A 13879-nucleotide genomic window follows, 5' to 3' on the forward strand; every position below is an offset into this window, starting at 1 on the left:
GAGGGAGAAGGGAAGAGGACCGGAAGGGGCGTCCCGGCGGAGGGGGAAGCGGGCGGCTCCCCCCCCCCCCCCCCCCCCCCCCCCCCCCCCCCCCCCCCCCCCCCCGGGCCCCCTGGGGCCCGTTCACAGGCTGAGCTCCGGATGCAGATCCTTCATCCGGACGACCTGCCGGCTGCGCGCCGCGAGAGCGGTGAGCGCCAGCGCGCCGAGGGTGAAGACCGCCAGGACCACACAGCCCTGCTGCACGATGGCGAGGTCACCGCCGGTGATCAGCCGGCGCAGGCCGTCGACCACGTAACTCATCGGCAGGAAGGGGTGGATGGCGGCGAAGAAACCGGGGCTGGTCTGCACCGGGTAGGTGCCGCCCGCCGAGGTCAGCTGGAGCATCAGGACGACCAGGGTCAGCACCCGGCCGGCCGGGCCGAAGAACGCGCCCAGCAGCTGGATGATGGCGGTGAAGCAGGCCGTGGCCAGCAGCAGGAAGCCGACGGTGCCGGCCGTGCGGGCCATCTCCAGGCCGAGGCCCCAGTGGAGGACGGCCATGAGGGCGAGCACCTGGACGACGCCGATCGCGTAGGCCGGCAGCCAGGAGCCGAGGGCGATCCGCCAGCCCGGGGCGCCCGCGGCCAGTGCGCGCTTGCCCAGCGGCTGGAGCAGCATGAAGGCGACCATCGCGCCGACCCAGAGGGAGAGCGGGATGAAGTACGGCGCCAGGCCGGTGCCGTAGTTGGGCGCCTTGTGCAGCGACTTGGCGGCCAGCTCGACCGGGTCGGCCATCACCTCGGTGCGGTGGTCGCGGTCCTTCTTGTTGTAGTCGGGGATCTTGGAGACCCCGCTGTGCAGCCCGTCGGACAGCTGGTTGCTGCCGTCCTTGAGCTTGAACAGACCGCCGGAGATCTTGTCGGCACCGTCCTTGGCGACGCCCAGGCCGTCGTGGAGCTTGCCGGCGCCGTCGGCGAGCGTGCCGATGCCGTCGGCGAAGAGCCCGGCGCCCTGGGAGACCTTGTGGGCGCCCGCGTTGAGCTGGTTGATCTGGCCGATCGCCTTGTCGGCCCGGTTCGCGATGCCCGGTGCCTCCGCGGCGACCATCGCGGCACCCTGGTGCAGCTCCCGCACCTTGGTGCGCAGCTGCCCGAAGTCCGTGTGGGCGACGGTGTTGTTGACCTTCTCCGCCGTGTCGGCGGCGAGGGCGGTGCCGTCCGCGATCGCCTTCAGCTTGGGGCAGTCGGGGTCGGTGTCGACGAGGCCGTTGCAGCGGTCCTGGTAGAGCTGCGCGGCGTTGTCGGCGTTCTCGCGTGCCTGGCGGGCGGCCTTGGCGGAATCACCCGGCAGCTTGCCGAGGTCCTCGTCGAGCTGCTCGGTGAGGTCGGCGACGATCTGTGCCTTGCGGCCGATGTCCTTGCCGTGCTCGCGGAGGTAGGGGAGGTCCTTCCTGGCGATGCCGTGGACCTTGTCGGCGAGCTGCTGGGTACCGTCCGAGACCTTGCGCGCGCCCAGGCTCAGCTGCCGGGCCTTCGTGGCGGCCTCCGCCGTGCCCTTGCTGATCCGGTCCGCGCCCTTGTCCAACTCGCCGAGACCGTCGGCCAGTTTGCTGGTCTTGTCCTTGGCGGTGCCGAGGCCGTCATCGAGCTTCCCGGCCCCGTCCGCCGCCTCGGCGGTCTTGTCGTGCAGATCGGAGAACGAGATGAAGATCTTGTCGAGCATGGCCCGCGACGAGCTGGCCGAGGTCTTGGCGCGGACCTCGGAGAACACCGTCTTGGAGATCGAGCCGACGACGTAGTTGTTGGCGTCGTTCGTCCGGACCTTGAGCGCGCCCGTCTGCGGTGTGTCCCCCGAGCTGGAGGCGATCCGCTCGCTGAAGTCCTTGGGGACGGTCAGCGAGAGGTAGTACGTGCCGTTCTCGACGCCCTTGGCGGCGTCGGCGGAGCTGACGTCCTCCCAGTGGAACTTCTTGCTGTCCTTGAGGTTCTCGGACAGCTCGTCACCCGCGTGGATCTCCTTGCCGCCGCTGGTGGCCCCCCGGTCCTCATTGACGAGGGCCACCGGGATCTTGTCCAGGCGGCTGTACGGGTCCCAGAACGAGCAGAGGTACAGGGCTCCGTAGAGCAGGGGGATCAGCGTCAGGGCCACCAGGCCCAGCCGGGGCAGCTTGCCCCTGCTGAACCGCCTGAGCTCAAGCGCGGCCAGCTTCGGCGAACGCATCCGCTGCCTCCTCCTCGGTGGTGTGGGCGTCGTCCTGGACGGGGGCGGGGGTGGGCTCGGCGGCTTCGGCGCCTTCGGAGGCATCGGCGGGTCCGGCGGCGGCGTCGGCGTCCTTGCGCGCGGTGCGGACGATCAGTGCGTCCTGCGGTGCGCCGTCGCCGGCGGCCACCACGGTGAGGCCCTCGCGCGCGAGGTCCCGCAGCAGCTGCCAGATCTCGGTGCGCTCGGCGCCGTCGAGCTTGAGGTCCACATCGTCGACGGCCAGCAGCTGCGGGCCGTGCATCAGACCGAGCGCGACGGAGAGCCGCAGCGCCTCGATCCGCTCCAGGTCGCGCACGGTCGTGCGCAGACCCTTGGGGAGGGTGCCGGGGTCGAGCCGGGCGGCCGCGAGGGCGGCGTCGATCCGCGCCCGGGTGGCTTCCTTGTGGCGCTTGCCCCAGGGGAGCGAAGCCAGCGGCGATCCCTGGATGCGGGGGCCCAGCAGGGCCTGTTCCTTGAGGTGTTCGCCGACCGTGAGGGCGGGTTCGAGGTCGGCGACGCCCGGCACATGGGCGAGGGCGGTACGGCTGCGTACCGACCCCATCCGCTTGGGCAGCGCGAGCCCGGCGACCGTCGCCTCCCCCTCGGTGATCCGCATCCGGCCGGTGAGGGCCAGCAGCAGACAGGTGCGGCCGGAGCCGGAGGGGCCCTGGACCGCGATCAGCGAGCCCGGTTCCGCGGTGATGTCGACCGCTCGGAAGGCCCATCCCCGTGGGCCCTCCACTCCGATTCCGCGGGCGTTGACCGCCGCCCCCTGGCGGGTGGTGTTCACCGACACCCCTCCCCTTTTGATCTGACTGGTCAGTCTAAAAGTGTGCCCTATGGAGGGTCCGGTTGACCAATCGGAGTGCGCGGGCTGAAGCCGGCCCCGTCGATCCCGTGACCCGAACGGCGGAGCCGCCCTAGGGTGCAGGGCAGGCGGGGGCCTGATGATGTCCATGGTGAGTCCGTGCCGCGGCATGCGGTGCGGACCGCGCACTGACGACGGAGAAGCATGCATCCTTCGGCACAGCACCCCGTGGACCGGCCGCCGCAGCACACGGCCGGTCCGTCCGCGCCGCGCTCCCGCAAGCTGGTCGCCCCCCTGCTCGCCACCGCCCTGATAGCGGTCCTCGCCCCCGTCTCGGCCTCCGCCGCGGCGCCCACCCCGGCGCCCGGACCGGCCGGTTCGGCGCAGGGGCCCTGTCTGAAGGGCGACGACGGCTGGACCGCCACCGCCACCAGGATCGACCCGAAGGACAGTCACCACGCCTACGTGGGCAACGGTTACCTCGGGCAGCGGGTGCCGCCCAACGGCACCGGCTACGCGGCACCCGGCGGAACGACCGGCTGGCCGCTCAAGACCCCTGAATACGACGGCTCGTTCGTCTCCGGGCTGTACGCCAAGGGGCCCAAGGACCTCAAGGGCCGGCAGGCCATCGCCGCGATCCCCACCTGGACCACCTTCGACGTCGCCACCGGCGGCGCACACCCCGACACCTTCTCCTCCGCCACCGCACCCGGCCGGATCTCGCACTACCGTCAGACGCTCTCGCTGCGCTGCGGATTCGTCCGTACGTCGCTGACCTGGACCGCCGCCGACGGCCGGGTCACCGATCTGGTCTACGACGTGCTCGCCGACCGCACCGACGCCCACACCGGCGCCGTACGCCTGCGGATGACGCCCCATTGGAGTGGCTCGGCCACGGTCACCGACGGCCTCGACGGCCGCGGCGCCCGCCGGATGACCCCGTCCGCGGACGGGGCCACTACAGAAGGCAAGGAGGCCGGCGGTAAGGAAACCGGGGGCAAGGAGGCCGGTGGCGAGGCGACCGCGGGCAAGGAGGCCGGCGGCAAGGAGACCGGTGGCAAGGAGGCCGGTGGCGCGGGCGCCGGCCGCACCATGGACGTCGGGTTCCGTACGGACGGGACGAAGACCGAGGGCGCGGTGGCCTCCACCCTGCGCACCGGTCCCGGCGTACGCGCCAACCCGCCCCGGCCGGCGGCGCAGGACAAGCTGAGCAACCGGCAGCAGGTGTCCTTCCCGGTCCGCAGCGGCCGCTCGTACGAGCTGACCAAGTACGTCGGCGTGGACACCGCGCTCACCTCCCGCACCCCGCGCGCCGCCGCCGACGCCGCCTCGCGCCGGGCCGCCGACCGCGGCTGGGACGCCCTGTTCGCCCGGCACAGCGCCGCCTGGCAGCGGCTGTGGCGCAGCGACATCGAGGTCAAGGGCCGCCGGGACCTCCAGTCCTGGGTCCGCTCGGCGCAGTACGGGCTGCTGGCCAACACCCGTGCCGGCAACCGCAACAGCATCGGCCCCACCGGCCTGACCAGCGACAACTACGCCGGTGAGATCTTCTGGGACGCCGAGACCTGGATGTATCCGGGTCTGCTCGCCGCCCACCCCGCGCTCGCCAAATCGATCGTCGACTACCGCTACAAGACCCGGGCCGGGGCCGCCGCCAACGCCCGCAAGCTCGGCTACGACGGGCTCTTCTACTCCTGGACCAGCGGCAGCAAGGGCGATCTGTGGAACGAGTGCCACAGCTGGGACCCGCCGCACTGCAAGACCCAGAACCACCTCATGGGCGATATCTCCCTGGCCACCTGGCAGTACTACCTCGCCACCAAGGACACCGCCTGGCTGCGGTCCCGCGGCTGGCCGGTCCTCAAGGGCATCGCCGAATTCTGGGCGTCCCGGGCCACCCGTAACACCGACGGCAGTTACTCCGTCAAGAACGTCGCCGGTCCCGACGAGTACAGCAACGGCGTCAACGACGCGGTCTTCACCAACGCCGGGGCCGCCACCGCGCTGCGGCACGCCGGCCGGGTCGCCGCGATCCTCGGCGAAAAGGCACCGGCCTCCTGGAAGACCATCGCCGACAAGCTGCGCATCCCGTACGACAGCAAGAAGAAGATCTTCGAGCAGTACGCCGGGTACAAGGGCACGACCATCAAGCAGGCCGACACCGTGCTACTGATGTACCCGCTGGAATGGCCGATGTCGCAGACCCAGGCGACCCGCACGCTGGACTTCTACGCCGGGCACACCGACCCGGACGGCCCGGCCATGACCGACTCGGTGCACGCCATCGACGCGGCCGGCATCGGCGAGGCCGGCTGCTCCACGTACACCTATCTGGAGCGGTCCATCAGGCCGTTCGTCCGCGGGCCGTTCCACCAGTTCTCCGAGGCGCGCGGCGAGAAGGCCGGGGCCGAGGACCCGCACGCCGGCAAGCCCGCACAGGACTTCCTCACCGGCAAGGGCGGCTTCCTGCAGACCTTCACCCACGGGCTGACGGGGCTGCGGCTGCGCGAGGACCGGGTGCGGCTCGACCCGATGCTGCCGCCGCAGCTCTCCGACGGCGTCACCCTGCGCGGGCTGCACTGGCAGGGGCGGACCTACGACATCGAGATCGGCGCGCACCAGACCACCGTGCGGCTGACCGCCGGAGCGCCGATGCGGATCGAGTCGCCGGAGGGCGAGAAGGTCGTCAGCCGGGGCGTGCCCGCCGTCCTCAAGACCCGCCGTCCGGATCTGGCGGCGACCTCCAACGCGGCCCGGTGCACCACGGCCACCGCGACCTCGGAGGAGCCCGGTCTCTACGCGGGCGCCGCGGTGGACGGCAACACCACCACGGCCTGGGTGCCCAATGCCGCCACCGGCACCCTCACCGTCGACCTCGGCCGGACCACCCGCGTCGGCCAGATCACCCCGCACTGGAACAAGACCCGGCCCAGGTCCTACAACGTCCAGGTCTCCCGGGACGGCAAGCACTGGACGGGCACCGGATACGCGGGCCGCAGCCCGGCCCGGTACGTACGGGTCACGGTGCACGGTGACCCGAGCCCGGCGGCCGACGGGAAGCCCAAGCCGCATCCGGGCATCTCGGAGCTGACCGTGGAGCGGGTGCAGGACGACCCGGCGGCGGGGCGGGGGAAGTAGCCCGCCGCGCCACCTGAGTCCCGCCGCGCCGCCTGAGTAACGGCGCGCCGCCTGAGTGATGGCCCCGCTGAGCGACGGCCCCGTCCCGGACCATCCGGAACGGGGCCGTCCGCCGTGCCGGGGGCGGTGCGCGCACAGAAGTTTGTGACAGCGGGATGAAATCCGCTCCACGCGGTGTTGGTGCCCTCGAACAGTTCGAAAAAGTGTCGATGGGCGGGAGGCACCGGGTGGCGGGGACGGATACGGAACGAGCGGGCTGGGCGCGGCGGCTGACCCGCGACTGCTGGCAGTACCGGAAAGACGTGCTGCTGGCCCTCGGCTCCTCGCTCGCCGGGATGGCCGTGCTGGCCCTGGTCCCGCTCGTACCGAAGCTGATCATCGACGATGTCATCGTGCGGCACGCCCGCCCCCTCGGCCCCTGGGCCGCCCTCATGGTCGTGGCCGCGATCGCCGTCTATGTCCTCACCTACATCCGCCGCTTCTACGGCGGCCGGCTCGCCCTGGATCTCCAGCACGATCTGCGGACCCGGATGTTCGGCGCGATCGCCCGGCTCGACGGCCGGCGGCAGGACGAGCTGAGCACCGGCCAGGTGGTCGGCCGCGCCACCAGCGACCTCCAGCTGATCCAGAGCCTGCTGTTCATGCTCCCGATGATGATCGGGAACGTTCTGCTGTTCGCGGTCTCACTGGCCGTGATGGCGGTGCTGTCGCCGCTGCTCACCGTCGTCGCGCTGGCCGTCGCCCCCGCCCTGTGGTTCATCGCCAAGCGCAGCCGCGCCCGCCTCTTCCCCGCCACCTGGTACGCCCAGGGACAGGCGGCCGCGGTGGCCGGGGTCGTGGACGGCGCGGTCGCCGGGGTGCGGGTCGTCAAGGGCTTCGGGCAGGAGGAGCAGGAGACCGGGAAGCTGCGCGAGGTCAGCCGCCGGCTGTTCGCCGGACGGCTGCGCACGGTCCGCCTCAACGCCCGCTACACCCCCGCCCTCCAGGCCGTCCCCGCGCTCGGCCAGGTCGCGATGCTGGCCCTCGGCGGCTGGATGGCCACCCAGGGGCAGATCACCCTCGGCACCTTCGTCGCCTTCTCCACCTATCTGGCGCAGCTGGTCGGACCGGTCCGGATGCTGGCGATGATGCTGACCGTCGGCCAGCAGGCCCGGGCCGGTGTGGAGCGGGTCTACGAGCTGATCGACACCGAGCCCACGATCGCCGAGCGGCCGGACGCCCATGAGCTGCCCGCCGACGCCCCGGCCACCGTCGTCTTCGACCGGGTGACGTTCGGATACGCGCCGCTGCACGGGGGCGCGGACGGGGACGAGGGCACCGGCCCCGCCCCGGACGCCCCGGACGCCGCCCGTCCCGTCCGCCCGGTCCTCGATGATTTCTCGCTGCGCATCGAGGCCGGGGAGACCGTCGCCGTGGTCGGCACGTCCGGCAGCGGCAAGTCCACGGTCTCGCTGCTGCTGCCGCGCTTCTACGACGTCTCCGCGGGCCGGGTCCTGGTCGGCGGCCACGATGTGCGGGAGCTGACCCTGGAGTCGCTGCGGGCCGCGATCGGCCTGGTCCCCGAGAGCAGCTTCCTGTTCTCCGACTCCGTGCGCGACAACATCGCCTACGGCCATCCGGACGCCACCGATGCGCAGGTGCGCGCCGCGGCCCGCGCCGCCCAGGCCGACGGCTTCATATCCGAGCTCCCCGAGGGCTATGACACCAAGGTCGGCGAGCAGGGGCTGACCCTGTCCGGCGGCCAGCGCCAGCGCATCGCCCTGGCCCGCGCCATCCTCACCGACCCCCGGCTGCTGGTCCTGGACGATGCGACCTCGGCGGTCGACGCCCGGGTCGAGCACGAGATCCATGAGGCGCTGCGCGGCGTCATGGCGGGCCGTACGACCCTGCTCATCGCGCACCGCGCCTCCACCCTGGCGCTCGCCGACCGGGTCGCCGTCCTCGACGGCGGCCGGCTGGTCGACCTCGGCACCCAGGAGGAGCTGGCGGAGCGCTGCCCCCTCTACCGCAGGCTGCTGACCGACCCGGAGGAGCTGGGCGGTGTCGAGCGGGACCCGGCCGGTGAGCTGGCCGGCGCCTTCGACGGAGAGTTCGCCGCCGACGGACCACGGGACCCGGCAGCAGACGCCGACGGGCGCGACGGCGTACGGGACGGCGCGGCGGGCCGGGCCGGGGCGGACGGCACCATCACCCCCGAACTGTGGGTCCGCCGGGAGCAGGAGGCCGAGGCGGGCGGAGCCGGGATGGCGGCCCGCGCGGCCGTCGCGGCCGGGCCCGGCATCGGCGCCGCGATGGCCGGACTGCCGGCCACGCCCGAGCTGCTCTCCCAGGTCGCCGCGCTGCCGCCCGCCACGGACACCCCGGACGTCGACGAGGACCGGGCCGTACGCCCCGAGCGCTCCTACGGCCTGCGCCGATTGCTGCACGGCTTCGGCGGACCGCTGGCCTTCGCGCTGGCGCTGGTCGCCGTGGACGCGCTCGCCGGGCTGCTGCTGCCGGTGCTGATCCGCCAGGGCATCGACGAGGGCGTCCGCCGCGGCGCGCTGATCGGTGTCTGGACGGCCGCCGCCATCGCCCTGGTCGTGGTCCTGGCCCAGTGGGCCGCGCAGATCGGCGGCAACCGCATGACCGGACGCATCGGCGAGCGGATCCTCTACGCCCTCCGCCTCAAGATCTTCGCGCAGCTCCAGCGCCTCGGGCTCGACTACTACGAGCGGGAGCTGACCGGCAAGATCATGACCAGGATGACCACGGACGTGGACGCCCTGTCCACGTTCCTCCAGACCGGTCTGGTCACCGCCCTGGTCTCGATGCTGACCTTCTTCGGCATCTTCATCGCACTGCTGGCCATCGACCTCCAGCTGGCCCTGGTCGTCTTCGCCACCCTCCCGCCGCTGATCATCGGCACGTACTTCTTCCGCAAGCAGAGCGTGAAGGCGTACGAGCTCGCCCGTGAGCGGATCAGCGTCGTCAATGGCGACCTCCAGGAGAGCGTGGCCGGACTGCGGATCGTGCAGGCCTTCCGGCGCGAGGGGCAGGGCGCGGAGCGGTTCGCCGCCCGCAGCGACGCCTACCGGCAGGCCCGGGTCCGCGGCCAGTTCCTGATATCCGTCTACTTCCCCTTCGTCCAGCTGCTGTCGTCCGTGGCGGCGGCGCTGGTGCTCATCGTCGGCGCCGGCCGGGTCGGCTCCGAGACCCTCACCGCCGGTGCGCTGGTCGCCTACCTGCTCTACATCGATCTGTTCTTCGCCCCGGTCCAGCAGCTCTCCCAGGTCTTCGACGGCTACCAGCAGGCGTCCGTCTCGCTCGGCCGGATCCAGGAGCTGCTGCGCGAGCCGACCACCACTCCGGCCGTCGAGCGCCCCCGCGCGGTGCCCGCACTGCGGGGCGCCATCACCTTCGACGATGTGAACTTCCACTACGGCGGCGACGGCGAGGAGCCGGCGCTGGCCGGTATCGCGCTGACCATCCCGGCCGGCCAGACCGTCGCCTTCGTCGGCGAGACCGGCGCCGGTAAGTCCACGCTGGTCAAGCTGGTCGCGCGGTACTACGACCCGTCCTCGGGCGCCGTCCGGGTCGACGGCACCGATCTGCGCGAGCTGGACCTGACCGGCTACCGCCGCCGCCTCGGCGTGGTCCCCCAGGAGTCCTACCTCTTCGCCGGCACGGTCCGCGACGCCATCGCCTACGGCCGCCCGGACGCCACCGACGCCGAGGTGGAGGCCGCCGCGCGGGCCGTCGGCGCCCACGCGATGATCGCCACCCTCGACGGCGGCTACCTCCACGAGGTCGCCGAGCGCGGCCGCAACCTCTCGGCCGGCCAGCGGCAGCTGCTGGCCCTGGCCCGCGCCGAACTCGTCGACCCCGACGTGCTGTTGCTCGACGAGGCCACCGCCTCCCTGGATCTGGCCACCGAAGCGGTCGTCAACCACGCCACCGACCGGCTGGTGGGGCGCCGCACGACCCTCGTCGTCGCCCACCGGCTCACGACCGCGGCCCGCGCGGACCGGGTGGTGGTGCTCGACCAGGGCCGGATAGTCGAGGACGGCAGCCACGGCCAGCTGCTCGCCCGCGAAGGCCACTATGCGGAGCTGTGGCGCACCTTCACCGGCGAGGAGGAGGAACTGGCCGCCTGAGGGCCGTTCGGGGCCGCCCCCGGGCGGCCCCGGTCCCCGTCCGCGGCCGTTCCACCACAGCGCCGCGGCGGCCGTGCCGCGAACGGCCGATCCGCCGAACGGCGCCAAGGGCTGGTGGCACCCCCGTCGCGCCGATAGGTTCAGCCCGACCTTTGCTATCCCAAGGGGAGGGTGCATGCGCAAGGCCACCAGATGGCTGCTGTCGCTCGCGGTGCTCATAGGCACGGCGGGAGCCGGCAGTGCTTCGGCAGGAGCGGCCACCGCCGCCGAGCCGAAGACCGAGGACATCAAGGACCGGATCCTGGCGATCCCGGGGATGAGCCTCATCGAGGAAAAGCCGGTCGACGGCTACCGCTACTTCGTTTTGAATTACACCCAGCCGGTTGACCACCGGCACCCCTCGAAGGGGACCTTCCAGCAGCGACTGACCCTGCTGCACAAGTCGGTGGACCGGCCGACGGTGTTCTTCACCTCCGGGTACAACGTGAACACCACACCGTCCCGCAGCGAACCCACCAAGATCATCGACGGCAATCAAGTCTCGATGGAATACCGGTACTTCACCCCGTCGCGGCCCACGCCCACCGACTGGAAGAAGCTGGACATCCGGCAGGCCGCCAACGACCAGCACCGTATCTTCCGGGCGCTGCACCGTATCTACGGCAAGAACTGGATCGACACCGGCGGCAGCAAGGGCGGTATGACCGCCACGTACTACCGCCGCTTCTTCCCGCACGACATGGACGGCACCGTCGCCTATGTCGCGCCCAATGACGTACGCAACGACGAGGACTCGGCGTACGACCGGTTCTTCCGCACCGTCGGGACCGCGCAGTGCCGCACCGCCCTCACCGCCATCGAGCGCGAGGCCCTGCTGCGCCGCGGCGAGATGGTCAAGCGCTTCCAGGACTGGGCCGACAAGGAGAAGCAGACCTTCACCAAGGTCGGCAACGCGGACCGGGCCTATGAAGTCATGGTCACGGACCTGGTGTTCGGGTTCTGGCAGTACCAGCCGGCCGAGACCGCCTGCGCCGAGGTGCCCAAGCCCACCGTCTCCACCGACGAGCTGTGGAAGTGGATGGACAAGGTCGGCGGCTTTGACAGCTACACCGACCAGGGCATGGAGCCGTACACGCCGTACTACTACCAGGCGGGCACCCAGCTCGGAGAGCCCGGCTACGGCTACCCGCAGCTGTCCGGTCTGCTGAAGTACCCCGGCATCAACAACTCCCGGTCGTTCGTGCCGAAGGACATCCCGATGCGCTTCGACCGGCGCGCCATGCCCGACATCGACCGCTGGGTGCGCCACCACGCAGAGCGGATGATGTTCGTCAACGGTGAGTACGACCCGTGGAGTTCGGAGCACTTCGAGGTCGGCAAGGGCGCCCGGGACTCCTATGTCTTCACCGTGCCCGGCGGCAACCACGGCTCGAACATCGCGAAGCTGAAGGAGGCCGACCGCACCAAGGCCACCGCCGAGCTTCTCGACTGGGCCGGTGTCCAGGCCCCGGCCGGCAAGCCCGCCCCGCTGGCCCCGGACAACAAGAAGCTGGACAAGCAGGAGATCCGGCGGATGCCGCTGCTGCGGCCCTGAGTCCGCCGCCCGCCGCGGGGCCGCCGCGCCCCGCGGCCGTGGTGCGGTGGCAGCCCGAACGGCGCGCTCCCCGAGGGACCGGGGGAGCGCGCCGTGTCCGGGGCGGCTCAGTACGTCAGCCCGTGGCCGATCTGGTAGAGCGCCCGGGTCGGGGCGTCGGCGCGCATTATCGGGACGGGCAGCCGGCCCGCCGGACTCCGCAGGCCGGCGATCACCCGGGCCGCCGCCCGCAGCTCCACATCGGTCCAGGAGTAGCTCGCCAGGGCCGCCGTGACCCCGGTCAACTGGGCGATGTCATACGGATTGCGGACCGCCAGCTGCACCACCGGCTTACCCGTCGCGAGCAGCGCCTCGACCAGCTTCCGCTGTCCCGAGGCCGCGGTCACGTTGTAGGTGGCCACCACCGCCGCGTCCCGCTCGCGGAGCGCCGCCACCGCCTCGTCGATCCGCTGCTGGGTCGGCGTCTGGCCCGTGGACAGGGCGGTGGCCGTGAAGCCCAGCTCGGTCAGCGCCCGCGCCAGCACCGTGGTGGGCGGGCCGCCGGTCCCGGACGGCGCGGCCGCGTCGACGCCCGCCACCAGCACCCGGCCCTCCCGGCGCCGGGACAGCGGCAGGATGCCGGTGTCGTTGCGCAGCAGCGTGGTGGTGCGGTCCGCGATCCGGTCGGCGGTGGCGAGGTGGGCGCGGGTGCCGACCACCCGGTCCACGGCCCGCTGGCTGGTGTACGGGTCCTTGAAGAGTCCGCGCCGCTCCTTGAGCAGCAGGATGCGCAGCAGCTTCGCGTCGAGGTCCCGCTCGGTCAGCTCGCCCTCCTTGAGCGCGGTGAGGACGGCGCCGTGCGCGACGGCCAGGTCCGGCGGGTTCAGCAGCTGGTCGACGCCGGCCTTGAGGGCCAGCACCGGCACCCGGGCGTCGCCGTACTTCACCCGTACGCCCTCCATCCCGAGGGAGTCGGTCACCACCACACCGTCGTAGCCGAGGCGTTCGCGCAGGATGCCGGTGAGGATGGGGCGGGAGAGGGTGGCCGGGTCCTCGCTGGGGTCAAAGGCGGGCACGACGATATGCGCCGTCATGATCGAATCGATACCGGCGGCGATCGCGGCCTTGAAGGGCGGCGCGTCCAGCCGCTCCCACTCCTCGGCACTGTGGTGGATGTACGGCAGCCCGACATGGCTGTCGGTGTCGGTGTCGCCGTGGCCGGGGAAGTGCTTGGCGCACGAGGCGATCCCGGCGCCCTGATAGCCCTTCACCTCGGCGGCGACCATACGGGCCACGGCCTGCGGGTCCGCGCCGAAGGAGCGCACGCCGATGACCGGGTTGGCGGGGTTGACATTGACATCGGCGTCCGGCGCGTAGTCCTGCCGGATGCCCATGGCGAACAGCTCCTCGCCGGCGATCCGGGCCGCCGTACGGGCATCGTCGCGGGAGCCGCCCGCGCCGAGCGCCATCGCCCCGGGGAAGAGCGTCGCGGGCGCACCGACGCGGGCCACTATGCCGTGTTCCTGATCGGTGGAGATCAGCACCGGTACGGGGACGCGCTGGGCGGCGGCGGCCTTCTGGATGCCGTTGGAGAGCTCGGCGATCTGGTGCGGCTCACGGGTGTTGTGTGCCCAGCCGAAGTAGATGATGCCGCCGACGTGGTACTTGGCGATCAGCTCGGCGGCGTTGGCGACGCCGAGCTCCTTCTGGTTCGCGGCGGCATCGGCCGGGTCGGGGTCGGTGGCGGAGTGCCCGTAGACCCGCATGACGAAGAGCTGGCCGACCTTTTCCTCCGGAGTCATACGGGAGATGAGGCGGCGCAGCCGGGCCCGGGTGGCGGCGGACGGGGCGGGGTCGGCGGGCCGGTGTCCGATGGCGGGCGCCGTGCCGTGCGCGGGGCCGGCGCCCGCGCCCGCGACAGCGGTGGCCGCGGCGGCCGCGGTGGTCAGGACGGTACGTCTGGAGTGCATCTGCGCTCCTTCCGGAGGGCTTCCTCGGCTC

At 72.1% G+C, this 13879-nt stretch carries 6 protein-coding genes; 3 read left to right on the forward strand and 3 right to left on the reverse strand.

Going from position 1 to position 13879, the window contains the following annotated elements:
* Positions 1-123 precede the first annotated feature (123 nt).
* Both ACZ4XD_RS08830 and ACZ4XD_RS08835 read right to left on the reverse strand, forming a co-directional pair.
* Complete coding sequence (locus ACZ4XD_RS08830) at positions 124-2202, reverse strand: YhgE/Pip family protein (RefSeq protein WP_468039610.1); 2079 nt, start codon at positions 2200-2202, stop codon at positions 124-126.
* Positions 2174-3013, reverse strand: a complete 840-nt coding sequence (locus ACZ4XD_RS08835; RefSeq protein WP_468039612.1) for an ATP-binding cassette domain-containing protein — start codon at positions 3011-3013, stop codon at positions 2174-2176. Before ACZ4XD_RS08835 ends, ACZ4XD_RS08830 begins: the two co-directional genes overlap by 29 nt.
* Positions 3014-3235: 222 nt before the next feature.
* Here ACZ4XD_RS08835 and ACZ4XD_RS08840 point away from each other — a divergent pair, with 222 nt between their 5' ends.
* The 3 genes from ACZ4XD_RS08840 to ACZ4XD_RS08850 all read left to right on the forward strand — a co-directional run bounded on the left by ACZ4XD_RS08840 (position 3236) and on the right by ACZ4XD_RS08850 (position 11899).
* Complete coding sequence (locus tag ACZ4XD_RS08840; protein ID WP_468039614.1) at positions 3236-6169, forward strand: discoidin domain-containing protein; 2934 nt, start codon at positions 3236-3238, stop codon at positions 6167-6169.
* Between the two features lie 209 nt (positions 6170-6378).
* Positions 6379-10305: an ABC transporter ATP-binding protein gene (locus ACZ4XD_RS08845; protein WP_468039616.1), complete on the forward strand. Its 3927-nt coding sequence runs from the start codon at positions 6379-6381 to the stop codon at positions 10303-10305.
* A 175-nt stretch (positions 10306-10480) separates the two neighbouring features.
* On the forward strand, positions 10481-11899 hold the full coding sequence (locus tag ACZ4XD_RS08850) for a S28 family serine protease (protein ID WP_468039619.1): 1419 nt from the start codon (positions 10481-10483) through the stop codon (positions 11897-11899).
* 107 nt (positions 11900-12006) lie between these two features.
* Here ACZ4XD_RS08850 and ACZ4XD_RS08855 read toward each other — a convergent pair whose 3' ends face one another.
* A complete protein-coding gene (locus tag ACZ4XD_RS08855; RefSeq protein ID WP_468039623.1) occupies positions 12007-13848 on the reverse strand; it encodes a glycoside hydrolase family 3 protein in 1842 nt (613 codons plus the stop codon).
* Positions 13849-13879 lie beyond the last annotated feature (31 nt).

Source organism: Streptomyces sp. NPDC029466 (genome assembly GCF_055574515.1).

Excerpts from the sequence above, each read along its gene's own strand:
- ACZ4XD_RS08845 (WP_468039616.1), top strand. The coding sequence starts at position 6,379 with ATGGGCGGGAGGCACCGGGTGGCGGGGACGGATACGGAACGAGCGGGC.
- ACZ4XD_RS08840 (WP_468039614.1), top strand. The coding sequence starts at position 3,236 with ATGCATCCTTCGGCACAGCACCCCGTGGACCGGCCGCCGCAGCACACG.
- ACZ4XD_RS08855 (WP_468039623.1), bottom strand. The coding sequence starts at position 13,848 with ATGCACTCCAGACGTACCGTCCTGACCACCGCGGCCGCCGCGGCCACC.
- ACZ4XD_RS08830 (WP_468039610.1), bottom strand. The coding sequence starts at position 2,202 with ATGCGTTCGCCGAAGCTGGCCGCGCTTGAGCTCAGGCGGTTCAGCAGG.
- ACZ4XD_RS08850 (WP_468039619.1), top strand. The coding sequence starts at position 10,481 with ATGCGCAAGGCCACCAGATGGCTGCTGTCGCTCGCGGTGCTCATAGGC.